The organism is Bradyrhizobium icense, from assembly GCF_001693385.1.
Lineage (GTDB): Bacteria > Pseudomonadota > Alphaproteobacteria > Rhizobiales > Xanthobacteraceae > Bradyrhizobium > Bradyrhizobium icense.
In genome coordinates this window covers 1,396,972-1,421,257 of sequence record NZ_CP016428.1, presented here as the reverse complement: position 1 = coordinate 1,421,257, position 24,286 = coordinate 1,396,972, and the positions used below count along the sequence as shown (strand labels likewise).

The 24,286-nt window shown below is 62.7% G+C and carries 16 protein-coding genes and 1 pseudogene; 11 read left to right on the top strand and 6 right to left on the bottom strand.

Annotation, left to right across the window (positions count from 1 at the left end; genetic code table 11):
* The first annotated feature begins 26 nt into the window (after positions 1-26).
* The 4 genes from chrA (at position 27) to LMTR13_RS06685 (ending at position 6,151) form a co-directional block, all read left to right on the top strand.
* The gene (chrA, locus tag LMTR13_RS06700) at positions 27-1,226 is read left to right on the top strand and encodes a chromate efflux transporter (protein ID WP_236843294.1); all 1,200 of its coding nucleotides are present in this window, start codon (positions 27-29) and stop codon (positions 1,224-1,226) included.
* Between the two features lie 253 nt (positions 1,227-1,479).
* On the top strand, positions 1,480-3,279 hold the full coding sequence (locus LMTR13_RS06695) for an FAD-dependent oxidoreductase (RefSeq protein ID WP_065727198.1): 1,800 nt from the start codon (positions 1,480-1,482) through the stop codon (positions 3,277-3,279).
* Positions 3,249-5,099, top strand: coding sequence for a 2-oxoacid:acceptor oxidoreductase subunit alpha (locus LMTR13_RS06690; protein ID WP_065727197.1), 1,851 nt, complete (start codon positions 3,249-3,251; stop codon positions 5,097-5,099). Before LMTR13_RS06695 ends, LMTR13_RS06690 begins: the two co-directional genes overlap by 31 nt.
* On the top strand, positions 5,096-6,151 hold the full coding sequence (locus LMTR13_RS06685; RefSeq protein WP_065727196.1) for a 2-oxoacid:ferredoxin oxidoreductase subunit beta: 1,056 nt from the start codon (positions 5,096-5,098) through the stop codon (positions 6,149-6,151). Before LMTR13_RS06690 ends, LMTR13_RS06685 begins: the two co-directional genes overlap by 4 nt.
* Here LMTR13_RS06685 and LMTR13_RS06680 read toward each other — a convergent pair whose 3' ends face one another.
* From LMTR13_RS06680 to LMTR13_RS40305, 4 genes are all read right to left on the bottom strand, one after another.
* The gene (locus LMTR13_RS06680; protein ID WP_065727195.1) at positions 6,152-7,696 is read right to left on the bottom strand and encodes a SpoVR family protein; all 1,545 of its coding nucleotides are present in this window, start codon (positions 7,694-7,696) and stop codon (positions 6,152-6,154) included.
* The gene (locus LMTR13_RS06675; RefSeq protein WP_065727194.1) at positions 7,693-8,970 is read right to left on the bottom strand and encodes a YeaH/YhbH family protein; all 1,278 of its coding nucleotides are present in this window, start codon (positions 8,968-8,970) and stop codon (positions 7,693-7,695) included. The genes LMTR13_RS06680 and LMTR13_RS06675 overlap by 4 nt, the downstream gene beginning before the upstream one ends.
* A 13-nt stretch (positions 8,971-8,983) precedes the next feature.
* Complete coding sequence (locus LMTR13_RS06670) at positions 8,984-10,927, bottom strand: PrkA family serine protein kinase (RefSeq protein WP_065727193.1); 1,944 nt, start codon at positions 10,925-10,927, stop codon at positions 8,984-8,986.
* A 785-nt stretch (positions 10,928-11,712) separates the two neighbouring features.
* Positions 11,713-11,880 carry a hypothetical protein gene (locus LMTR13_RS40305; RefSeq protein WP_156795457.1) on the bottom strand — a complete coding sequence of 56 codons (168 nt, stop codon included), beginning with the start codon at positions 11,878-11,880 and terminating at the stop codon, positions 11,713-11,715.
* Between LMTR13_RS40305 and LMTR13_RS06660 the strand changes: the two are divergent.
* The 7 genes and pseudogenes from LMTR13_RS06660 to LMTR13_RS06630 all read left to right on the top strand — a co-directional run.
* A pseudogene (locus LMTR13_RS06660) lies at positions 11,852-12,070 on the top strand (DsrE family protein); the annotation flags it as partial. The gene LMTR13_RS40305 and the pseudogene LMTR13_RS06660 sit on opposite strands and share 29 nt — an antisense overlap.
* A gap of 356 nt (positions 12,071-12,426) precedes the next feature.
* Entirely contained in the window at positions 12,427-15,273 is a 2,847-nt protein-coding gene (locus tag LMTR13_RS06655; protein WP_065727191.1) for a bifunctional transaldolase/phosoglucose isomerase, read from the top strand.
* A gap of 12 nt (positions 15,274-15,285) precedes the next feature.
* Positions 15,286-16,281 (top strand): phosphogluconate dehydrogenase (NAD(+)-dependent, decarboxylating), encoded by a 996-nt coding sequence (gene gnd / locus LMTR13_RS06650; RefSeq protein ID WP_065727190.1) that lies wholly within the window; start codon positions 15,286-15,288, stop codon positions 16,279-16,281.
* A gap of 6 nt (positions 16,282-16,287) precedes the next feature.
* Positions 16,288-17,799: a glucose-6-phosphate dehydrogenase gene (gene zwf / locus LMTR13_RS06645; RefSeq protein ID WP_065727189.1), complete on the top strand. Its 1,512-nt coding sequence runs from the start codon at positions 16,288-16,290 to the stop codon at positions 17,797-17,799.
* A 3-nt stretch (positions 17,800-17,802) separates the two neighbouring features.
* Positions 17,803-18,558 carry a 6-phosphogluconolactonase gene (gene pgl, locus LMTR13_RS06640; protein ID WP_065727188.1) on the top strand — a complete coding sequence of 252 codons (756 nt, stop codon included), beginning with the start codon at positions 17,803-17,805 and terminating at the stop codon, positions 18,556-18,558.
* 22 nt (positions 18,559-18,580) lie between these two features.
* Entirely contained in the window at positions 18,581-19,069 is a 489-nt protein-coding gene (locus LMTR13_RS06635; protein ID WP_065727187.1) for a gluconokinase, read from the top strand.
* Positions 19,066-19,869 (top strand): Cof-type HAD-IIB family hydrolase, encoded by an 804-nt coding sequence (locus LMTR13_RS06630; RefSeq protein ID WP_065727186.1) that lies wholly within the window; start codon positions 19,066-19,068, stop codon positions 19,867-19,869. The genes LMTR13_RS06635 and LMTR13_RS06630 overlap by 4 nt, the downstream gene beginning before the upstream one ends.
* A gap of 334 nt (positions 19,870-20,203) precedes the next feature.
* Here LMTR13_RS06630 and LMTR13_RS06625 read toward each other — a convergent pair whose 3' ends face one another.
* A complete protein-coding gene (locus LMTR13_RS06625) occupies positions 20,204-22,003 on the bottom strand; it encodes a glycoside hydrolase family 15 protein (RefSeq protein WP_065727185.1) in 1,800 nt (599 codons plus the stop codon).
* A 78-nt stretch (positions 22,004-22,081) separates the two neighbouring features.
* Positions 22,082-24,028 carry a 4-alpha-glucanotransferase gene (gene malQ / locus LMTR13_RS06620; RefSeq protein WP_065727184.1) on the bottom strand — a complete coding sequence of 649 codons (1,947 nt, stop codon included), beginning with the start codon at positions 24,026-24,028 and terminating at the stop codon, positions 22,082-22,084.
* Between the last annotated feature and the right edge of the window lie 258 nt (positions 24,029-24,286).

The window sequence follows — 24,286 nt, the reverse complement described above, 5'->3', positions numbered from 1 at the left end:
CGATCACCACAATGGAGTTGAAATGCATGGCGGAAAAATCCGCGGACAGTATCGCCGAGGTTTTTACCGCCTTTCTCAAGCTTGGCCTCACATCGTTCGGCGGGCCGATCGCGCATCTCGGTTACTTCAGGACCGAATTCGTCGAGCGGCGGAAATGGCTCAGCGAAAGCAGCTATGCGGATATCGTTGCACTCTGCCAATTCTTGCCGGGGCCGGCGTCCAGCCAGGTGGGCTTCGCCCTTGGTATTCTGCGCGGCAAGAGCCTGCTGGGAGGGTTTGCAGCGTGGTTCGCCTTCACGATGCCGTCGGCACTCGTTCTCCTCGCCTTCGCGTTCGGGGCGACCGCTTTCACGGGCCCCTTCGCCGAAGGCATTCTTCACGGTCTCAAGCTGGTCGCGGTTGCTGTGGTGGCACAGGCCATCTGGGGTATGGCAAGCAGCCTGACGCCGGACCGCGAACGCGCCGCCATCGCACTTGCCGCCGTTGCCATCGTGGTTTTCGTCGGAGGGTCGTTCGGACAGATCGGCGCCATTGTGCTTGGCGCGGTCGCCGGACTCTGGCTCTGTCGTGGAAACGGACCCGCACTGACCGGCCATCTCGGATTCTCGGTGTCGCATCGACTTGGCGTCATCGCGCTCGTCCTGTTCGCGATTCTTTTCCTGGTCACGCCGCTGGTGGCCACCACGACCGGCTCGCAAGGGCTTGCCCTGTTCGACGCCTTCTATCGTTCCGGCGCCCTGGTGTTCGGCGGCGGCCATGTCGTGCTGCCGCTATTGCAGGCGGAAGTCGTAACGCCAGGCTGGGTCAGCAACGCGGATTTCCTCGCCGGCTACGGCATGGCGCAAGCGGTACCGGGACCGCTTTTCACCTTTGCGGCCTACCTCGGCGCCGTGATGGTTCCCGCTCCCAATGGCCTCGCCGGCGCTTCGATTGCGCTCATCGCCTTGTCCCTGCCGGGACTGCTGCTGGTCTACGGCATGCTGCCGTTCTGGGACGCGCTACGGCTGCGCCCCAGGGCTCAGGCCGCGATGCGCGGCACCAATGCCGCTGTCGTCGGCATCCTTGGCGCCGCGCTCTACGATCCGGTCTGGACCAGCGCCGTGCTCACACCGCGTGACTTCGCCGTCGCGCTGGCAGGCTTCCTGCTGCTGACGGTCTGGAAGCTGCCGCCATGGATTGTCGTCGTCATTCTTGCCGCCGCCGGAGCTGCGCTGCGGCTGATCTGACGTCTGCCCGTTCATCAGCATTAAATTAAAGCTGCACTGCACATGCTGCAGTGCCACATCGGCGCTGCGACGCTAAGTCCATAGCTCCATGCAATTGAAAGCGGGAGATCGCGCAAAATTGCCTTTGTGCCGCGTCTGGAATGGCTCTAATAAGATAAGCCTATGATCCAATTCAAAAACCACAAGAACGCTCGCTAAGCGTTCGCAGGCAAAATAAGGCCGCGTTTCCTAAGCTTGCGCGGACAAGGTAGGAATGAAACCGACTGATATCTCGGCGCCAGACTACTTTCACAAAGTGGTTGATTGCCAGTGGGCCTGCCCCGCACATACACCGGTTCCCGAGTACATCCGTTTGATTGCCGAGGGGCGTTATAGCGACGCCTACATGATCAACTGGAAATCGAATGTGTTTCCCGGAATTCTGGGACGCACCTGCGATCGTCCATGCGAGCCCGCCTGCCGGCGCGGCCGCGTCGAGGAAAACCCGGTTGCGATCTGCCGCCTGAAGCGCGTTGCTGCCGACTTCAAGGACGACGTCAAGCACCGTATGCCGAAGCCACTCGCGAAGAACGGCAAGCGTATCGCGCTGGTCGGCGGCGGGCCGGCCTCGCTTGCGGTGGCGCGGGACCTCGCGCCGCTCGGCTATCACTGTACCGTGTTCGATTCCGATCCCAAGGCGGGCGGCATGATGCGGAGCCAGATTCCAAAGTTCCGCCTGCCTGATTCCGTCATCGACGAGGAAACCGGCTACATCCTCAACCTCGGCGTCGAATTCAAGGGCGGCCATCGCATCGACAGCCTCAAGAAGCTGCTCAACGAGAACTACGACGCGATCTTCATCGGCTCCGGCGCGCCGCGCGGCCGCGAGCTCGACATCCCCGGCCGCAAGGAAGCCGCCGCCAACATCCACATCGGCATCGAATGGCTGGCTTCGGTCTCGTTCGGCCATGTCGAGAAGATCGGCAGACGCGTCATCGTGCTCGGCGGCGGCAACACCGCGATGGATTGTTGCCGCACCGCGCGCCGGCTCGGCGGCGAGGACGTCAAGGTGATCGTGCGCTCCGGCTTCGAGGAGATGAAGGCGAGCCCCTGGGAGAAGGAAGATGCCCTTCACGAGGATATTCCGATCCTCAACTACATGGTGCCGTTGGCATTCAAGCATGTGAACGGCAAGCTGATCGGCGTCACCTTCCAGAAGGTGAAGGCCGAATACGACGCCAAGGGCCGCCGCAATCTGGTGCCCTCGGGTGAGCCGAACCAGACTATCCCCTGCGACGACGTGCTGGTCGCCGTCGGCCAGGAGAACGCCTTCCCCTGGATCGAGCGCGACTGCGGCATCGAGTTCGACAAATGGAACATGCCGCAGGTCGATCCCAAGACTTTCGTGTCGACCAATCCGAAAGTGTTCTTCGGCGGCGATGCCGCCTTCGGCCCGAAGAACATCATCTGGGCGGTGGCGCACGGCCACGATGCTGCGCTGTCGATCCACAAGACGCTCTCGGGCGAGGACATCAACGAGCGTCCGCTGCCCGAGGTAAACGTCTTCTCGCAGAAGATGGGCATCCACGAGTGGAGCTACGACAACGACATTTCTGGCGACAAGCGCTTCAAGGTGCCGCATCGCGACAAGGTGATCGCGCTGAAGGACATCAAGGCGGAGGTCGAGCTCGGTTATGACGTCAAGCTCGCGCTCGGCGAGGCGCAGCGCTGCCTGAACTGCGACGTGCAGACGGTATTCTCGGCGCCCGCCTGCATCGAATGCGACGCCTGCGTCGATATCTGCCCGATGGATTGCATCACCTTTACAGAGAACGGCGAGGAAGAGGATCTGCGGCAGCGTCTGAAGGCGCCGTCGCCGCGTCACGACCAGGCGCTCTATGTCGCCGAAGGTCTCAAGACCGGCCGCGTCATGGTGAAGGACGAGGACGTCTGCCTGCATTGCGGGCTGTGCGCCGAGCGTTGCCCGACCGGCGCCTGGGACATGCAAAAGTATCTCATCGATATGACTCACGCGGGATCAACATGTCAGTCCAAAGCCCGATCAGCAGCGTAAACGACTTCGTCGTCCGCTTCGCCAACGTCAACGGCTCGGGTTCGGCGAGCGCCAACGAACTGTTCGCGCGCTCGATCCTGCGCCACGGCGTGCCGGTCAGCCCGCGCAACATTTTCCCCTCCAATATCCAGGGGCTTCCGACCTGGTATGAGGTGCGCGTCACCGAAGCCGGCCATCTCGGCGCCCGCGGCGGCGTCGACCTGATGGTGGCAATGAACCCGCAGACCTGGGACAAGGACGTCGCCTCGATCGAGCCTGGCGGCTATCTGTTCTACGATTCGACCAAGCCGATGCCGACCTCGAAATTCCGCAGCGACATCACCGTGATCGGGGTGCCGCTGACCGCGATCACCAACTCGACCTATACCGACCCGCGCCAGCGCCAGCTCTTCAAGAACATCATCTATCTCGGCGCGCTCTGCGCCCTGCTCGACCTCGACCCGAAGCTGGTCGAGCAACTGATCGGCGAGCAATACAAGGGTAAGGAAAAACTGCTGTCGTCGAATGTCCACGCGCTGCATCTCGGCCGCGACTGGGCACTGCAGAACCTGAAATGCCCGATCGGTTTGCAGGTGAAGAAGTCCGACAAGGTCGGCGAGCGCATCTTCATCGAAGGCAATAGCGCCGCCGCGCTCGGCGCCGTCTATGGCGGCGCCACCGTCTGCGCCTGGTATCCGATCACGCCGTCGTCGTCGGTAGCGGAAGCCTTCACGAGTCACTGCAAGAAGCTGCGGCACGACCCTGCGACGGGCAAGGCGAAATACGCGATCGTACAAGGCGAGGATGAACTTGCATCCATCGGCATCGTGATCGGCGCCTCCTGGAACGGGGCGCGGGCCTTCACCGCAACCTCCGGCCCCGGCATTTCCCTGATGACCGAATTCATCGGCCTGTCCTACTTCGCGGAAATTCCGGCCGTGATCATGAACATTCAGCGCGCCGGCCCCTCGACGGGCATGCCGACGCGTACCCAGCAATGCGACATCATCGCCTGCGCCTATGCTTCGCACGGCGATACCAAGCACGTCCTGCTGTTCCCGGAAGACCCGGCCGAAGCGTTCGAATTCGCGGCGCAGTCGTTCGATCTCGCCGAGCGGCTGCAAACCATGATCTTCCTGATGCTCGACCTCGACATCGGCATGAACCACCGACTGTGCCGCCCGCTGAAGTGGGACGATGCCAGGCAATATGACCGCGGCAAGGTGATGACGGCCGAAATGCTCGATGAGCCCGGGCGCGACTTCGGCCGCTACCTCGACGTCGACGGCGACGGCATTCCCTACCGCACCTATCCGGGCACGCACCCGACCAAGGGCTCGTTCTTCACCCGCGGCACCTCGCGCGACCGCTATGCGCGCTATTCGGAGGAAGGCGCCATTTACGCCGACAACATGCAGCGGCTGGTGCGCAAGTTCGAGACCGCGCAGGACATGGTGCCGCGGCCGTTGCAGGCCAACGCCGCCAAGCCGACCAAATACGGCGTGATCTATTTCGGCTCGACCTCGCCGGCGATGGACGAGGCGATCGGGCTATTGGAATCGCGCGGGCACCAGCTCGACCGCATGCGCATACGCGCCTTCCCGTTCCACTCCAGCGTTGCGAGCTTTATCGCCGACCATGATTTCGTTTACGTGGTGGAGCAGAACCGCGACGGCCAGCTTCGGCAGTTGATCGTCAACGAGAACGACATCGATCCGGTCCGGCTGGTGCCGATCCTGCATTATGACGGCACCCCGATCACCGCGCGCTTCATCGCCAACGCGATCGGCGACCATCAGGACCATCTCAAAGTGACCCCTCTCCGCAAGGCCGTGTCATGACCTACATCGCGAAGCCGAAATTCCAGCATCCGGGCCTGCCGAAGAACGACCTCGGCTACACCCACCGGGATTACGAGGGGAAAGTTTCGACCCTGTGCGCCGGCTGCGGTCACGACTCGATCACCGCCTCGATCATCGAGGCCTGCTACGAACTGTCGATCGAGCCGCACCGGGTGGCCAAGATTTCCGGCATCGGCTGCTCATCGAAGACGCCGGACTATTTCCTCGGCAATTCGCACGGCTTCAATTCGGTACATGGCCGAATGCCATCGGTCCTGACCGGCGCCAACCTCGCCAACCGCGACCTGATCTATCTCGGCGTCTCCGGCGACGGCGATAGCGCCTCGATCGGCTTCGGCCAGTTCGCGCATTCGATCCGGCGCGCCGTCAACATGACCTATATCGTCGAAAACAACGGCGTGTACGGCCTGACCAAGGGCCAGTTCTCCGCCACCGCCGACCGCGGTTCGAAGTCGAAAAAGGGCGTAATGAACACCGACAACGCCATCGACCTGGTGGCGATCGCGCTGCAGCTCGGCGCGAGCTTCGTAGCGCGCAGCTTCTCCGGCGACAAGAGCCAGCTCGTACCGCTGATCGCAGCCGCGATCCGGCACAGGGGCGCGGCGTTCATCGACGTCATCAGCCCCTGCATCGCCTTCAACAATCACGCCGGCTCGACCAAGAGCTTTGATTACGTTCGCGAGCACAATGACGCGGTGAACCGGCTCGACGTGCTCACCGGCCGCGACCCGATCACGGTCGAATATGCACCGGGCACGGTGCAGGTGGTCGAACAGCATGACGGCACGCGGCTGGCGCTGCGCAAGATCGACGCCGACTACGACGCCAACGACCGTCTGGCGGCGATGACCTTCCTGCAGAAACACGCCGCCAAAGGCCAGGTCGTCACCGGGCTGCTCTATGTCGATCCGGACGCGGAAGACCTGCACGCCCATCTCGACACCGTCGAGACGCCGCTCAACACGCTGGAAGCGAAGGATTTGTGCCCCGGCTCGGCGGCGCTGGAAAAGATCAACGCCAGCCTGCGGTAACTATGCTGCCGCGGCGATATTCCGCGGGTGCGCGACATACTCCTTCAAGACCGTGCCGGACGCATCAGCCTCGACGAGAGATACGTCGTAGCTCCAGAGATCGGCAAGATGCTGGAGGACACGCTTGGTATCGGCCTCGGTGAGCTGGGCACCCTTCACCACGGTATGGCGCAACATCAGGCGACGATCGCCGGCAAGGTCGACATCGACGACTTCGATGTTCGGGTCGATGAAACCGACGTCGTACTGCCGCGCCAGTTCGCGCCGCAGCCGGCGGTAGCCGCGCTCGTCGTGGATGGCGTCAACCAGGATACCGGCGCGCTCCTCCGGATCGTCATGCAGGTGGAAGAGGCGGAAGTGCCGCATCAGCCGTGGGCTCATGAACTGGCTGATGAAGCTCTCATCGCGATAATTGGCCCAGATGTCGCGCAGCACCGCCATCGCATCGCCCTTCCCGGCGACATCCGGGAACCACTCGCGATCCTCGTCGTCCGGGTCGGTGACGATGCGCTCGATGTCCTGCATCATCGCAAATCCCAGCGCATAGGGATTGAAGCCGGAATAGCGCGGATCGTCGAACTCGGGCTGGAACACGACGTTGGTGTGCGACTGCAGGAATTCGAGGAAATTACCGTCCGTCAGCCGCCCCTGCTCGTGCAGCCGGCTCATGATACGATAGTGAACGTAGGTTGCCGTGCCCTCGTTCATCACCTTGGTCTGGCTCTGCGGATAGAAATACTGCGCGATGTTCCGTACGATCCGCAGTATTTCGCGTTGCCAGGGCTTCAGCCGCGGCGCCGTCTTCTCGAGAAAATACAGCAGGTTTTCCTGCGGCAGACCGAGCATCTGGCGACGGCGTTCGACATCCAGTACCGCGCCGCTCTTGGCCGGGCCGGTCGGAACGGTGCGCCACAGATCGTTGAAGGCGCTCTCCTCGTGGGCACGGCGCCTGCCCGCCCGCTTTTCCTCCGCGCGAAGATCGAGGCTCTTCTTGCCGGGATAGCGATCGATGCCGTGCGACATCAAGGCGTGCGCGGCGTCGAGCGTATGCTCGACCGCCAGCCGGCCATGGCGCTCCTCGCAGTGCGCCACATAGCGCTTGGCGAATTCGAGATAGTCGAGAATGCCGTCGGCATCGGTCCATTGCTTGAACAGATAGTTGTTCTTGAAGAAATGATTGTGGCCGAAGGCGGCATGCGCGATGACGAGCGTCTGCATCGTCGCGGTGTTTTCCTCCATCAGGTAGGATATGCACGGCGAGGAGTTGATGACGATCTCGTAGGCCAGCCCCATCAGCCCCTTGCGGTAGGACGCCTCCTGAAAGGCGAAGTGCTTGCCGAACGACCAATGCTTGTAGAACAGCGGCATGCCGACGGACGAATAGGCGTCCAGCATCTGCTCGGCGGTGATGACCTCGATCTGGTTGGGATAGACGTCGAGCCCCAATTCGTCCCGCGCAATCTGCTCGCAGGCATCGCAGATCCGCTGCAGCGTCCGGAAGTCCCAGTCGGCCCCGTCGAACAGCAACTCGTCGGTCGCGGTCATGATGCCGTCCTTTCCTGCGGGCCGCGACGCTGGAAGAGATCGTGAAATACCGGGAAGATCTCGCTGCGTTCGTTGACCTTGCGCATCGACAGCGGCGCGCCGCCGGCGCGCAGGCCCTCGTAGAGGGTCCAGAGCGCCGAATTGGGCATTTCGTAGGATAGGCCGTTTTCCTGGCCGACTTCCAGATAGGCAAAAAACTGGGTGACCGGCAGGATGTTGTCGGTCAGGAGCCGGCCCGTGACCTCGCCGTCCGCGTACGAATTGTCGCCGTCGGAAGCCTGTGCAGCGTAGATGTTCCAGTCAGCCGGCCGGAACCGCGACCGTACGATCTCATGCATGGCCTGCAGCGCGCTCGACACCAGCGTGCCTCCGGAAGCCGGCCCGTAAAAGAACGTCTGCTCGTCGACCTCTTCGGCCCGGTCGGTATGCCGGATGAAAACGATCTCGACGTGGCGGTACCGCCGCTTCAGGAAGACGTAGAGCAGCATATAGAAGCGCTTGGCGAGATCCTTCATATGCTCGGTCATCGAACCGGAGACGTCCATCAGGCAGAACATCACGGCCTGCGCCACGGGCTTCGGTACCGTCTCGAAACGCCGGTAGCGGATGTCGATCGGATCGATGAACGGGATGCGTTGCATCTTTGCCTTCAGGGCCTCGATTTCGGCCATGAGTTCGGCGCGACGCTCCTCGCTGCAATCCGACAGCTCCGCTTCAAGGGCCTCCAGCACCTCCGGCCTCGGTCGCCGTAGCGCAACGCGCCGCGCCAGAGCGCGACTTACCGTTCGGCTCACCGAGATATTGGCGGGCGATCCGGATGTCGTGTAGCCCGCCCGACGAATGCCTTCGCTCTCCACCTCGGCCAGCTTTCGCTTGGCAAGATCAGGCAATTCCAGGTCGTCCAGGAACAGGTCGACAAACTCGTCGCGGCTGAGAACGAAGCGGAACGTATCTTCGCTGTCGCCCTCGCCCGCCCCTCTTCCCTTGCCGCCGCTCTGGTTTGGTCGCGGCAAGATATCACCTTCGACGAACTTCTTGTTTCCAGGCAGCACCATGTCGCGCGTGCCGCCTTCGCGGCGAAAGCGCGGCTCGTCCATGCCGTCGATCGGCACGCTGACCTCGCCGCCTTCCAGGACATCCTTGATGTCCCGGCTCTGCGACGATTTTTTCACGGCTCCCTGGACCAGCGCCTTAGCTCTGCGCAGAAAGCGCTGGCGATTCTCGAGACTCTTGCTGCCTGGGTTCAGGCGCCGGTCGACGATGTGAATGGCCACGTTTTCATCCGCCTCAGCCAGCCTGTTTCACGCGCATGTACCACTCGACCAGCCTGCGGACTTGCCGCTCGGTATAGCCGCGCTCGACCATGCGCGCGACAAACTCACCATGTTTCTTCTCGGTGTCACCGTCCTTCTTGGAGCCGAACGAAATGACGGGAAGCAGGTCCTCTACTTGCGAGAATATTCGCTTCTCTATCACTTCCCGGATCTTTTCGTAACTGGTCCACGCCGGGTTCTTGCCGCTGTTCTGGGCACGCGACCGCAGCGAGAACTTGACGACCTCGTTGCGGAAGTCCTTGGGGTTGGCAATGCCGGCCGGCTTTTCGATCTTGGTCAACTCCTGATTGAGCAGGTCGCGATCGAGCAGTTGTCCGGTGTCCGGATCCTTGAAGTCCTGATCCTCGATCCAGGCATCGGCATAGTCGACATAGCGATCGAACAGGTTCTGGCCGTAATCCGCATAGGATTCGAGATACGCCTTCTGGATCTCATGTCCGATGAATTCGGCATAGCGCGGCGCCAGTTCGGCCTTGATGAATTCGAGGTAACGCTTCTCGACTTCGTCGGGAAGCTGCTCGCGCCGGATCGCCTGCTCCAGCGTGTACATCAGGTGGACCGCGTCGGCACCGACCTCATTGGTGTCATGATTGAAGGTCGCGGCAAGAACCTTGAAGGCGAAGCGGGTCGAAACCCCGTCCATGCCTTCATCGACGCCGGCAGCATCCCTGTATTCCTGAACGCTGCGCGCCTTCGGATCGGATTCCTTCAGGCTTTCACCGTCGTAGATCCGCATCTTGGCGAACACGGTCGAATTCTCGTGCTTGCGCAACCGCGACATCACCGAGAAGCGCGCCATCGTTTCCAGCGTGGCCGGAGCGCACGGCGCGGTGGCCAGTTCGGAGCTCTGGATCAGCTTCTCATAGATCTTCTGTTCTTCGGTGACCCGCAGGACGTACGGCACCTTGATGACGCAGATACGGTCGATGAACGCCTCATTGTTCTTGTTGGCTTTGAAGCTTGTCCATTCGGCCTCGTTGGAGTGGGCCAGAATGACGCCGTTGAAGGGGATCGCACCGATGTTCTCGGTCCCGATATAGTTGCCCTCCTGCGTCGCCGTCAGCAGCGGGTGCAGCATCTTGATCGGCGCCTTGAACATCTCGACGAATTCGAGAATGCCCTGGTTGGCGCGGTTGAGGCCGCCCGAATAGCTGTAGGCATCGGGATCGTTCTGGGCGAAGGTCTCCAGCTTGCGGATGTCGACCTTGCCGACCAGTGACGAGATGTCCTGGTTGTTTTCGTCTCCGGGTTCGGTCTTTGCGATCGCGATCTGCCGCAGCCGCGACGGTTGGATCTTGGCGACACGGAATTGCGAGATGTCGCCACCGAACGCCTCGAGGCGCTTGTAGCACCACGGACTCATCAATCCGGTGAGACGACGACGCGGAATGCCGTACTTCTCCTCAAGCATCGGCCCCAGCGAATCCGGATCGAACAGGCTGAGCGGGCTTTCGAACACGGGGCTAAGCTCCTCGCCGGCCTTCAACACGTAGATGGGATGGACTTCCATCAACGACTTGAGGCGCTCGGCGAGCGACGACTTTCCGCCGCCGACGGGTCCCAACAGATAGAGGATCTGCTTGCGCTCTTCGAGGCCCTGCGCCGCGTGGCGGAAGAACCCGACGATGCGTTCGATCGTGTCTTCCATGCCGTAGAAGCCGGCGAAGGCCGGATAGAGCCGCATCGTGCGATTCAAAAAGATACGGCCAAGGCGAGGGTCCTTGGCCGTGTCGATCATCTGAGGCTCGCCGATCGCAGCTAGTAGTCGTTCGGTCGCGTTGGCATATCGCATCGGATCGTTTCGACACGACTCGAGATATTCCGCCATCGACATGTCGGTCTGGCTTCTAGCTTCGAAGGACCGGGCGAAAGCATTGAACAGAGAATCGTTGTACATGATCCGTCTCTCCATGGTCACCTGTAAATGCCGGACGCACCACTAGGGTTCCAGTATCGGAGCGTCTCAGCTTCCGTTCGCGAATCACCGTCAGCACATATGACGATTGGACACGCGAGCGGCTTCACAATGCAATGCAATACTCATGCTAAGGGCCTCCACCTCGTAAAGATACGGTGCCATTTCGCTCGCGTTGTAACCGCGCAGCAACATTTTTCACCGGGGAAGTACTGAGCAATATGTAAGGGGTATTTTAAGGATTGTGAGCAGGTGCGGGGCTCAAATCTGCGTCGGCCTGGGCAAGGCCAAGGCAGCAAAGGCTGCACTCCCGGGCTCTGAACGGGGGATAAACGCCGCATTTATCGCGCATTCAGGCCTTTTGGGCGGGCCGCGCTGACGCAAAATGGCCAAATATCCGTCAGGGCCAGTCGCGAACCTGCGCGTTTGAACGCTCCCGGCGCCACCCTGCAACTAAAGTAATATGCCGCGCGTTTAATCCGAGTCTGCCATGAAATATCTCTGGTCGTCACCGCCGTTGCCTCCCTCGTCGGAGGCGGTGCCTGTCACGCCCAGGACGGTGTCGACAAGGCCAGAGCCGGCCCATTCGATGCCCGAATGTTCGGCGGCCCGCTCAACCAAAAAGACCTATGCCTGCTTCGTGCGTCGTTATGACGCCAACCATCTGGCGCAGCATCCGAAGCAGAAAGTCAGCACGATGAAGCTGCTGGTGACGGCCGAAGACGCGCCGGAAGACAAGACCGTGAATTATTCCTTCCGCCTCGGCTTCAAATATCGCCACCGCGCGGGCAATTTCGATTCCAGGCTATTGCAATCACATTGTCGCCGAAAACACTGGCGGCGAAATTCGTCTCGGTTGCAGCGTCAATTGCGAAGGCGTTGGCATTGAAGTGGCGATGAAAGACGATAAACGCGCCGCGATCGGCTTCCGCCAATCCCGACCTTTCACGACATGTCGGTAAGTTCTCCAAAGCCGGAATCGAGCTCGCCGCCTGTGGCAACACTATGAAGTCGCAGAACGTCGCGCTGAAGGATTTGCTGCCGGGCTTTATTGCCGCTGACCGCGGCGGCGTGGTGCGCATCGCCGAGCTGCAATCGCAGGGATATCTCTACCTGAGGCCCTGAGGCGTTGCCGATTGACGCGAACAATTCATGTTGATCGCTCATTTGGACAATTTGCTCGCCGCACTTTCGCCAGCTCCATCGCGCTGATTGAGACAGCCCGGGGCGAGAAACGACGGCTCACGACGGCTCCATCACGACTTCGTGCATGTGCCGGTTGGTGTCGCCCTTCCGAAGGCTGTTCGATCGGTCCGGCGGTATCGCGGCCGGCAAGAATAGCTTTCTCCGGGATCGAACCGGAACCAATGGCGTTGTCGTCCCGGAGCCGTCCGGCTGCATGGCCAACCAAATGTTGACTTTCCGGCCCCACCCCCGAAAGCTGCCGGAAGCCCAAAAATCGACCGAACAGAACAGGCACCATGAATCCCGTCAAAGCACTCGAAAATCATGGCCAGGCAATCTGGCTGGACTTCCTCGCCCGCGGCTTCGTCGCCAAGGGCGACCTCAAGGCGCTGATCGATACCGACGGCGTCAAGGGCGTGACGTCGAATCCTTCGATCTTCGAAAAGGCTATAGGCAGTTCGGACGAATATGACGGCGCCATCAGCCGCGCCCTGAAAGCGGGCGACCGCCCCGTCGCCGACCTGTTCGAGACGCTCGCCGTCGAGGACATCCAGAACGCTGCCGACGTGCTGCGTCCGGTGTACGACCATTTGAACGGAAACGACGGCTTCGTCAGCCTCGAGGTCTCGCCCTATTTGGCGATGGATACCAAGGGTACCATTGCGGAAGCCCGACGGCTCTGGAAGGATGTCAATCGGCAGAACTTGATGGTGAAGGTGCCGGCCACGCCCGAAGGCCTGCCCGCGATCGAACATCTGATCGGCGAAGGCATCAGCATCAACATCACACTGCTGTTCTCGCAAGCCGTCTATCGCGAGGTTGCGGAGGCGTATATTGCTGGCCTGGAAAAATACGTCGCCGAGGGCGGCGATCCCGCGCCCGTCGCCAGTGTCGCGTCTTTCTTCGTCAGCCGCATCGATACTGCGGTCGACAAGCAGCTCGACGAGAAGATCGCGAGGGCCAATGACCCGGGCGAAAGGGAGCGGCTGAGCGCGCTGAAAGGCAAGGTCGCGATCGCCAACGCCAAGCTCGCCTATCAGGACTACAAGCGGCTGTTCGCAGGCCCGCGCTGGGAGAAGCTTGCCGCCAGGGGCGCCAAGCCGCAGCGGCTGCTGTGGGCCTCCACCGGCACCAAGAACAAGGACTATAGCGACGTGCTGTATGTCGAGGAGCTGATCGGTCCCAACACCGTCAACACCGTGCCGCCGGCAACGCTCGATGCATTCCGCGACCACGGCACAGTGAGGGACAGCCTCGAGGAGAATATCGAGGACGCGCGCCGCGTGCTGGAAGAGCTCGAAAATTCCGGCATCTCGCTCGACGCCATCACGGCCGAGCTGGTCAAGGACGGCGTCAAGCTGTTCGCGGACTCTGCCGACAAGCTCTATGGCGCGGTCGCCTACAAGCGCGCAACCTCGCTCGACGGCGGCATCGACCGGCAGCAACTCGCGCTCGGCGATGGCATCCGCAAAGCCGTCGAGAACAGCACCGAGGAGTGGCGCGCATCGGCCAAAATCCGAAGGCTTTGGCTAAAGGACAAGTCGGTCTGGACCGATGACGACGAGAACAAATGGCTGGGCTGGTTGAACAGCGCGGCCGCCGCCAACATTGCCGACTACGAGGATTTTGCCCGCCGCGTGAAGGGGCAGAATTTCAGCGACGCGGTCGTGCTCGGCATGGGCGGATCGAGCCTCGGACCGGAGGTGCTGGCGGAGACGTTTGCCAAGAAATCCGGTTTCCCGAAGCTGCACGTGCTCGATTCCACCGATCCCGCGCAGGTGCAGGCGATGGAGGAGACCGTCGACCTCGCCCACACGCTGTTCATCGTCTCCAGCAAATCCGGCGGCACCACCGAGCCGAACGTGATGAAGGATTACTTCTTCGATCGCGTCACCGAGACCATCGGCAAGGACAAGGCCGGACATCGCTTCATCGCGGTCACCGATCCCGGCTCGTCGCTGGAGAAGACAGCAATCAGCCAAGGCTTTGCCCGCATCTTCCATGGCGATCCCACGATCGGCGGACGCTATTCCGTGTTGTCGCCGTTCGGACTGGTGCCGGCGGCTGTCGCCGGCATCGACGTTCGCGGCCTGATCACGCACGCGCTCGCGATGGTGCGCTCCTGTGGCGCCGACGTGCCGCCGCACGAAAATCCGGGTGTGCAGCTTGGGCTCGCCATGGGCCTTGCCGGCCTCGAAGGCCGCGACAAGGTGACGATCACCTCGTCGCAGAAGATCGCCGATTTCGGCGCCTGGGCTGAGCAACTGATTGCGGAATCCACCGGCAAGGACGGCAAGGGCCTGATCCCGATCGACGGCGAGCCGCTCGGCGGTCCCTCGCTTTACGGCGACGACCGCTTCTTCATCGATATTAGGACCGAAGGCGAGGACGACGCCTCGCATGATGATCGGCTCAAGGCGCTCGAGGCGGCCGGACATCCCGTGGTTCGCATCGTCATGAAGTCGATCGACCACATCGGCCAGGAGTTTTTCCGGTTTGAGATGGCGACCGCTGTCGCGGGTGCAATCCTCGGCATAAATCCGTTCAACCAGCCTGATGTGGAAGCGGCCAAGATCAAGACGCGCGAGCTGACGGGTGCATTCGAGAAGACCGGCTCGCTCCCGGCGGAGACGCCTGTCGTTTCGACCGACGAGGCTGATCTTTTCACTGACGAGCACAACGCGGCCGAGCTGCGCAAGGCAGGCGCCGACGGCACGCTCGGCTCCTGGATCAAAGCGCATCTTTCGCGCTCCGACAGCGGCGACTACGTCGCGCTGCTCGCCTATATCGCGCGCAATCCCGGCACGATCGGCTCGCTGCAGAAGATGCGGCTTGCGGTGCGCGACACGCACCATCTGGCAACCTGCGCCGAATTCGGCCCGCGCTTCCTGCATTCCACCGGCCAAGCCTATAAGGGTGGTCCCGACAGCGGCCTTTTCCTGCAGATCACGGCCGACGATGCAGAGGATTTGCCGGTGCCCGGACAGAAGGCCAGTTTCGGCATCATCAAGGCGGCGCAGGCGCGCGGCGATTTCGACGTGCTCACCGAACGCGGCAGGCGTGCGCTGCGGGTCCATCTCAAGGGCGATCTCGGATCGGGGCTGTCTGCGCTCGATGCGGCGATCGCAGAAGCGCTCAGTTAGGGAAGTCAGGACATGCAACTCGGCATGATCGGCCTCGGCCGGATGGGCGGCAACATCGTCCGCCGACTGATCAAGAACGGCCACACCGCCGTGGTCTACGACAAGGACGCCAAGGCGATCGGCGCGCTGGCGACGGAAGGCGCGATCGGCGCTGACACGCTGGAAGACTTCGTGGCCAAGCTCGACAGGCCGCGCACGGCCTGGGTGATGCTCCCGGCAGGCAAGATCACCGAGACGACCATCGAGGCGCTGGCAAAGCTGATGCAGGCGGGCGACGCCATCATCGATGGCGGCAACACGTTCTGGCAGGATGACGTCCGCCGCGGCGCGGCGCTGAAGGCGAAAGGCCTGCACTACCTCGACGTCGGCACCAGCGGCGGCGTCTGGGGCATCGAACGCGGCTATTGCATGATGATCGGCGGCGACAAGGCGGTGGTCGACCGGCTCGATCCGATCTTCAGGACACTGGCGCCGGGCGTGGGCGACATTCCGCGCACGCCAGGGCGCGAAGGCCGCGATCCGCGCGTCGAGCAGGGCTACATCCACGCCGGTCCGTCCGGTGCCGGACATTTCGTCAAGATGATCCACAACGGCATCGAATACGGCCTGATGCAGGCCTATGCCGAAGGGTTTGATATCCTGAAGAACGCCAACATCGACGCGCTGCCGCCGGAGCATCGTTTCGAGTTCGACATGGCCGACATTGCCGAGGTGTGGCGGCGCGGTAGCGTGATCCCCTCCTGGCTGCTCGATCTCACCGCTTCCGCGCTCGCGGAAAACCAGACGCTGGATAACTACTCCGGCTTTGTCGAAGATTCCGGCGAAGGCCGCTGGACCGTCAACGCGGCGATTGACGAGGCCGTACCGGCCGAAGTGCTGACGGCGGCGCTCTACGCACGCTTCCGTTCGCGCAAGGATCACACCTTTGCGGAAAAGATCCTTTCGGCGATGCGAGCCGGCTTCGGCGGCCACAAGGAGCCGCCGAAGAAACCCACTTCGAAGGCGTGAGCGGTCATGGCGGTCGGTCAAACAACACAGAAGAAGCCCGATCCCTGTTCCTTCGTCATCTTCGGCGTGACCGGCGACCTCACGCACCGGCTGGTCGTCCCTGCCCTCTATAATCTCGCCGCCAGCGATCTCCTGCCGGACCGGTTCTGCCTGGTCGGCGTCGCGCGCAAGGGCATGACGAGCGACAAACTGCGCCAGAGCCTGCTGAAGGGCCTTAGCCAGTTCGCGACCCGGCCGGTGGACGAGGCGATTTCGGGGCGTCTCCTGGACTGCCTCACCTGCATCGAAGCCGATCCGAAGGATCCGGCTTCGTTCGACGCGATGAGCAAACAGCTCGGCGAGCTGGAAGCCGCGCGAAACACCGGCGGCAACCGGCTGTTCTACCTGGCGACCCCACCCAATGCCTTCCTGCCGATCAGCCGCGAGCTTGGCCGTACCGGCATGCTGGCCGAGAACGGCGCGTGGCGGCGGCTGGTGGTGGAAAAGCCGTTCGGCACCGACCTCGCTTCCGCCAAGGCGCTGAACGGCGAATTGCTCAAACTCGTCGATGAGCACGAGATCTACCGGATCGATCACTATCTCGGCAAGGAGACGGTGCAGAACATTTTGGTGCTGCGCTTTGCCAACGGCATGTTCGAGCCGATCTGGAACCGCAACCATATCGATCATGTCCAGATCACGGTCGATGAACAGCTCGGCGTCGGCCACCGCGGCAGCTTCTATGACCAAACCGGCGCGCTGCGCGACATGGTGCCGAACCATCTTTTTCAACTGCTTTCGCTGGTCGCGATGGAGCCGCCGATCCGGTTCGATGCGCATTCGGTACGCGCTGAGAAGGCGGACGTATTGGCCGCGATCCAGGGCCAGAGCGAGGCCGAGGCGCTGCGGAATTCGGTACGCGGCCAGTATCTGGCCGGCCGGATCGGCGACAGCGAGATTGCCGACTACCGCAAGATCGAAGACGTCGCACGCGGCAGTACGACCGAAACTTATGTGGCGCTGAAACTGATGATCGACAACTGGCGCTGGGCCGGCGTTCCCTTCTACTTGCGTACCGGCAAGGCACTCGGCGTCAAGCGCACCGAAGTCGCGATCAAGTTCAAGCAGGCGCCGTTCGCGATGTTCAACTGCACGCCGGTGGAACGGCTGGCGCAGAACTTTCTCGTGATCGGCGTCGCACCGAACGAAGGCATCGCGCTGCAGTTCAACACCAAGGTGCCCGGCCCCTCGATCCTTATCGACGGCGTGGAGATGAAGTTTCGCTACAAGGACTATTTCAAGGCGGAGCCTTCGACCGGCTACGAGACGCTGATCTACGACTGCATGATCGGCGACAACATCCTGTTCCAGCGCGCCGACAGCGTCGAGGCCGGTTGGAAGGCGGTGCAGCCGTTCCTCGATGCCTGGAAGAAGGCGGAGGCCGAGGGGTTGAAGACCTACAAGGCCGGCAGCGAAGGACCGCAGGAAGCGAACGAACTGTTGACCCGCGACGGCCGAAGCTGGCGAAAGCTCGGGTGAGCAATGACAGCGAACGACAATCGCCGCGTGATTGCGGTCGCCGATCCGGCCGCACTGGCCGAAGCCGCGGCCGAACGCGTGCTCGCCAGGATCGAGGCCAATAGCGGCCGCGTGGCGGTTTGCCTGACCGGCGGATCGAGCCCCAAGGAGCTTTATCAATTGCTCGCAACCGATCCCTATCGCAGCCGGATCCCGTGGCAGCGCGTGCACTGGTTCATCGGCGACGAGCGCTTCGTGCCGGCGGACGATCCGCTCAACAATATGGGCATGGCGCGGGCGGCTTTCCTGGACCGATGCGCGCCGGCGGCGAACATCCATCCGATTCCGACCGCGACCGCCGACCCGACCGATCCCGACCGCTGCGCCGCGCTTTACGAGCGGGAATTGCACTCGTTCTTTGGAGCAGACACGCTCGATCAAAGCCGCCCCTTGTTCGATCTCGTGTTGATGGGTGTAGGTCCCGACGGCCACACCGCATCGCTGTTTCCCGGCGATCCCGCGCTCGATGAGACAGCGCGCTGGGTGGTCGGCGTGCCACGCGCGCATGTCGAGCCGTTCGTCCCGCGGATCACCCTCACGCTGCCCACCCTTGCCTCCTGCCGCGAAATGCTGTTCGTCGTCGCAGGCGGGACCAAGCGTGCGATCTTGACGCGCCTGTTTGCACGCGAGAATCTGCCCGCCAACAGCGCGCGATCCGCCGGCGAGACGATCTGGCTGGTGGACCGGGAAGCGCTTCCGGAGGGTTTTGGTGGGCGATAGGACTCCTTGCGCGCTGGTGGTGATGGGGGTTTCCGGCTCGGGCAAGAGCACCATCGCCGATCATCTCGCCAGACGCCTCGGCTGGCGCTACGAGGACGGCGACCGGTTTCACCCGCCGGCCAACGTTGCGAAGATGAGCGCCGGCCATCCGCTCACCGACCAGGACCGCTGGCCGTGGCTGCGGGCGATCGCCGACGAGATCGACCGCCTCGCGGCGTCCGGCGAGCATGCCGTGATCGCCTGCTCGGCGTTGAAGCGCGCCTATCGCGATATCCTCGTACACGGCCGCGACGACGTCCGGATCGTCTTTCTCGACGGAACGCAGGATCTGATCGCCGAGCGGCTTGCCGCCCGCAAGGGCCATTTCATGCCGCCGGGCCTGCTCGCCAGCCAGTTCAGGACACTGGAGCCGCCGGGCGCCGGCGAGCGGCCGATCATTGTATCGATCGATGCCCCTGTCGAGATCATCGTGGATGACATCGTCTGTCAATTGAACCTGGTCCCCCAATGACACGAATCGCGCTCGTTGTTTCCGACGTCGATGGCACCCTGTTGACACACGACAAGGTCCTGACAGAGGGCGCCAAGGCAGCCGTGCGCAAGCTGCATGCGGCCGGCATCGGCTTCACCATCGTCTCCAGCCGGCCGACCATCGGCATGGGTTTTCTGATCGAGTCGCTTTCGATCACGCTTCCGGTCGGCGCCTTCAACGGCAGCTCGATCGTTGATGCCGGGCTCAAACCGATCGAGCAGTATCTGATCGGCGCAACCGTGGCCCAGCGCAGCCTCGACGTGCTCAATGCCTTCGGCGTGGACATCTGGCTGTTCACCAATCAGCGCTGGTACACGCGCAATCCCGACGGCGAGTACGTCCCGCACGAGAAGCTGGCCATCAAGGCCAATCCGACCATCGTCACCGACTTCACGCCGCATCTGGCGGAGACCTGCAAGATCGTCGGCGCCAGTTCCGATGCTGAGCGGTTGCAGCGCTGCGAGGTGGCAATGCGGGAGGCGCTCGGCCGGGAGGCCGTCGCGGTCCGCTCGCAGACTTATTATCTCGACGTCACGCCGCCCGGTCACGACAAGGGCACCTTCGTGGACGCCATGATCAGCCGGCTCGGCATTTCAGCGGCGGCGGTCGCGACCATCGGCGACATGGAGAACGACCTTCCGATGTTTGCCCGAAGCGGCGTTTCGTTTGCGATGGGCAACGCGGCCGACGGCATCAAGCGGCACGCGACGCATGTGACCGACAGCAACGAGCGCGACGGCTTTGCCGTGGCGATCGAGACCGTGCTGCGGCTCGGATAGGGCAAGAGCCGGCGTATCAAGCCCGCCTGAAGGATAAATCGAGCAACTCTCAAAGTCTTCGCGCGGCGAATCCGTTTCTGTCGGCCGGCACGATCGGCAAGCGCGAGCCGGTGCCCGACCGCCGTCTCCTCCCATGAAGGACAGGCTCCCCCAGCCCCAGCCTGCCGCGGCGAAGACGGGTGCCGGCTCGCGCGACGCCTGGCCGCGGCCGCGCGGCCTTACTCATTGCGACGGAATTGTAGGGTAGGCAAAGCGAAGCGTGCCCACCATTTTCGAACAAAGCATGAGATGGTGGGCACGGCGCTGCGCGCCTTTGCCCACCCGACTTCGACCGCTATTTAGACCGCTGCACCGCCGGTTTCTCGGACGGGATCTTGGCGGCGCTGAGGTTCTGCGCAGTGTTGATCAGCGCGATATGCGTCAGCGCCTGCGGGAAATTGCCGGTCTGGCGACGGGCCGCCGTATCGTACTCCTCGGCCAGGAGGCCGAGGTCGTTGGCGATGGCGACCACACGGTCAAACAAGTCTTGTGCCTTGGCGAACTCACCCGCCAGAACATAGGCATCCGCCAGCCACAGCGTGCAGGCAAGGAACGCGCCTTCGGCCGGCTGCTTCTCCGCTTCACGGGGATCGTGCCGCAGCACGAAGCCGTCGCGCATCAGATGCCGTTCCGTCGCCTCCAACGTGCCGCGCACGCGGGGATCTTCAGGCGGCAGGAACCCCACCGACGGCAGCAACAGGATGGATGCATCGAGCATCTTTGAGCCGTAGGACTCGACGAAGGAGTTCAGTTCGGGATCAAATCCCCTGGCGCAGACGTCTTGATGAATGGCGTCGCGTAGCACCCGCCACTTTACCAGCGGCGCCTTGAAGCCGAACATCTCTGCGCTCTTGATGCCGCGGTCGAACGCGACCCAGGTCATGACCTTCGACGAGACATAATGCCTGCCCGCGCCGCGGCGCTCCCAGATGCCATGATCCGGCTGGTCCCACCGTCCGGCGAGGTGCTGCAGAACGGCGCATTCCATCGCCCAGCTCGTCTCATCCATTTCGAGCTTGGCCACACGCCACTGGTGGAAGGCATCGATCAATTCACCGTAGACGTCGAGCTGCAGTTGCGCATGCGCGGCATTGCCGACCCGTACCGGCTTTGCGCCTTCATAGCCCGGCAGCCACGTGGCCTCCCATTCCAAAAGACGCCGCTGGCCCATGATGCCGTACATGATTTGCATGTTGGCGGGAGAACCCGCCGCCGCCCGTAGCAACCAATGGTGCCAGGCGGAAGCCTCCTCGGTATAGCCCGAGTTCATCAGCGCCAGCAGCGTGAAGGTAGCGTCGCGCAGCCAACAGAAGCGATAATCCCAATTCCTGGCGCCGCCGAGCTTTTCCGGCAGCGAGGTCGTCGGCGCAGCGACGATGCCGCCGGTCGGCGCATAGGTCTGCGCCTTCAGCGTGATCAATGAACGCATCACGAGAGCGCGGTATTCGCCCTCATAGGTGCAACGGTTGCTCCACTCGGTCCAGAACGCTTCGGTATCGTGCAAGGCATAGGCAGGATCGATCGGCTTGGGCACCGGCAGATGCGAAGGGCCGTAGGTGAGCACGAAGGGGACGGTATCGCCCTCGCCGACCTCGAAATCGGCGACCGTCGTCAGGTCCTCACCGCGGGTTTCCACCGGCGTGCGCAACACCGTCATGTCCTGCCCGCAAATCGCGAGCAGCGCGGAGCCGTCCTCGCTCTTCTTGACCCAGGGAATGTCGGTACCGAAGCCGAAGCGGATGACAAGCTGCATGTGCATCCTGACCCGGCCGCGAAGGCCGCGCACCAGCCGCACTACGTCGGAGGCGTTGCCGCGCGGCGGCATGAAGTCGATCAGCTCGACCGCGCCGTCGGCGGTCTCGAACCGCGTCTGCAGGATCAGGGTGTCGCCCCAATAGTTGCGCGAGGTGCCGGTGATCTCCTCGACCGGTGCGATCAGCCAGCGGCCGTGCTTGTGGCTGCCGAGAAGGGCTGCAAAGCACGCGTCGGAATCGAACGCCGGCCAGCACAGCCAGTCGATCGATCCGTCACGGCCGACCAGCGCCGCGGTCTCGCAGTCGCCGATCAGCCCGTAGTCTTCGATCTGGCACGACAAGGTGATTCACCACTGGAGCGGGATGGCATTTTTTCCAACTGTCATCCCGCTCTACCTTCGTCCTCGAACATGATCTCGTCAGATCGCGGCGCGCGACCGCTCATGGGTTGCTGCCTTGAGTGCGGCGACGTCGACCGTGGACGTCATCTCCTCGATCGGTACCGGAAGCCGCTGCCGCCAGTTCGGATGCTCGTTGACAGTGCCGGGGATATTGGGCTGATCGACTACCCCGAGCAGATCCTCCAGCGAGACCGCGAGCAGCCGCGATTTGGTCCGCGCCAGGAAATTCGCGACCGAATAGAGATCGTTGCGGTAGATGGCGTGATGCCGCAGCACGTCGTCCAGCATGGCAAGCCCATGCCAGCGCGCCTCATCGCTCTCGCCCGGATCGATCCCGAGCGAGCGCTTCAGCTTGAGATCGCCGAACGAGCGCCAGCCGGCATAGGTCGACAGATCGTGAGTGTTGAAGGTAACGAGCGCGTTGGTCAAATAATGATCGATGTTGCGGAACGATCCGTGGTCGTCGCGCTCGAACATCATCACGAGATACGACCAGATGCCCCAATCGGCGATCTGGTCGCGAAATCCTTCCGGCACGGTGCCGAGGTCTTCGCCGATCACGACGCAGCGCTGCGCGAGGCTTTCCAGCGCGGTCACCGCGAGCAGCGCCTCGAACGGCATCTGCACATAGACGCCGTCGCGTGCGGTGAAGCCTTGCGGCACCAGATAGAGCCGCTTCAACCCGAGTACATGGTCGAGTCGGATTGCGCCGGCATGCCGCATCGCGGCGCGCAGCATGTCGCGGTACGGCGCAAAGGATTGCTGCACCAGGCCAACGGCATTGAAGCCGGCGAGGCCCCAGGTCTGGCCGGCGGTGTTGAGCGGATCGGGCGGCGCGCCGACGCCGAGATGGCGGGAGATCGCGACCTGTTCGTTCCAGGCGTCGAACCCGTCGGCCTGCACGCCGACCGCGACGTCGAGATAGAGCCCGACCTTCATGCCGAGCTTTTTCGCCAGATCGCTGGCCGCGCCGAGCTGCCGGTCCGCGGTCCATTGCACGAACTCGACGAATTCGATTTCAGCGGCGTCCGCGCCCTCGCGCAATGCGGCGCATCTGGCGTCGTCCGGCTGCCGCCACTCGTCCGGCCATTCCCACCACGGCTTGCCGAATTTGTGCCGGAGTACCTCGAAGCAGGCAAAATGCGACAGCAAGGTACCGCACTCGGAGCGGAATTTGTCGAAATCCTGTTGGCGGGCCGGCTTGGCATTGGCCTTGAAGGCAGCAAAGGCCGAGCGAAGCGCGCGCCACTTCAAACCGGCGACGCCGACATAATCGACGACGTCGCCTGCCCGCAACGGCGCCAGCGCCTCGCTCGTTTCGGAATCGAGCTGAAATTCGGGAAGCTTTTCAACGTCGATGTAGAGCGCGTTGAGAAACAGCCGGCTGTTTGGCGAGTACGGACTGCAATCGCCCGGCCGATCGTCGAACAGGGCGTGCAGCGGATTGAGACCGACACCGTCGGCCCCGAGATGGTCGGCGAGTTCGATCAGGCTTGCGAGGTCGGTGAAGTCGCCCATGCCCCAATTGCGCGCCGAGCGGACGCCGTAAAGCTGGGCCGCGAGCAGCCAGCAGCGGTCGAACTCGCCGCCAAACGCCCGTTCCGGCGCCGAAATCAGCGGCACATCCTCGACTCTCGCGGCATCGCTCAACTGCAGCCGGTAGATGCCGAGCGGCAGGTCCCTGGGCCAGTCGATGGCATGATCCGAGCTCTCGCCCTTGGCGATAACTCCTGAATCCGCAACGATTTTCCACTCCGCTGGGAGCGTGGCTGTGGGGAGTTCGGTTCGCGACGGCCGTCCGGACCGGACCACGACCGGGTGGCCGACCAGCGACCCCGGCACCTGCGGCGGCAGGGCATCCAAGATAATTTTGAGGGCGGCCGCGTCTGTCACACGGCGATTACCCTGTCCATCCAGGAATTCGGTCTGAATTCCCTGGGCTTTGGCTTTAGCGAAAAGATCCATTCGGCACGTACTTTGCACGCAAACATCAAACCGATGTCGCGAAATTGTCTAATTGCAGGAAGGAGATAGACGGTGTCTAACGCTCGGGCCCGCCAACGGTTCCACTGGAACCAAAGCGAGGCGAGCGGCTTTCTATCTATGTCCGGAACGTCTCCCTTTCTGCAAACGAAACGGGGACGTCATTTCCATGGCAATGGCATCACCGTGAACAAAAAAGCGCAAACCGCCGAGAGCTCCAACGCCGGCGTCTCCCTTACT

Bases quoted from the DNA above. Each gene is read 5' to 3' on its own strand.
- gnd (WP_065727190.1), top strand. From the start codon at position 15,286: ATGCAACTCGGCATGATCGGCCTCGGCCGGATGGGCGGCAACATCGTC.
- LMTR13_RS06695 (WP_065727198.1), top strand. From the start codon at position 1,480: ATGAAACCGACTGATATCTCGGCGCCAGACTACTTTCACAAAGTGGTT.
- LMTR13_RS06655 (WP_065727191.1), top strand. From the start codon at position 12,427: ATGAATCCCGTCAAAGCACTCGAAAATCATGGCCAGGCAATCTGGCTG.
- chrA (WP_236843294.1), top strand. From the start codon at position 27: ATGGCGGAAAAATCCGCGGACAGTATCGCCGAGGTTTTTACCGCCTTT.
- LMTR13_RS06690 (WP_065727197.1), top strand. From the start codon at position 3,249: ATGTCAGTCCAAAGCCCGATCAGCAGCGTAAACGACTTCGTCGTCCGC.
- LMTR13_RS06670 (WP_065727193.1), bottom strand. From the start codon at position 10,927: ATGTACAACGATTCTCTGTTCAATGCTTTCGCCCGGTCCTTCGAAGCT.
- pgl (WP_065727188.1), top strand. From the start codon at position 17,803: ATGACAGCGAACGACAATCGCCGCGTGATTGCGGTCGCCGATCCGGCC.
- zwf (WP_065727189.1), top strand. From the start codon at position 16,288: ATGGCGGTCGGTCAAACAACACAGAAGAAGCCCGATCCCTGTTCCTTC.
- LMTR13_RS06630 (WP_065727186.1), top strand. From the start codon at position 19,066: ATGACACGAATCGCGCTCGTTGTTTCCGACGTCGATGGCACCCTGTTG.
- LMTR13_RS06680 (WP_065727195.1), bottom strand. From the start codon at position 7,696: ATGACCGCGACCGACGAGTTGCTGTTCGACGGGGCCGACTGGGACTTC.
- LMTR13_RS06635 (WP_065727187.1), top strand. From the start codon at position 18,581: ATGGGGGTTTCCGGCTCGGGCAAGAGCACCATCGCCGATCATCTCGCC.
- malQ (WP_065727184.1), bottom strand. From the start codon at position 24,028: ATGGATCTTTTCGCTAAAGCCAAAGCCCAGGGAATTCAGACCGAATTC.
- LMTR13_RS06685 (WP_065727196.1), top strand. From the start codon at position 5,096: ATGACCTACATCGCGAAGCCGAAATTCCAGCATCCGGGCCTGCCGAAG.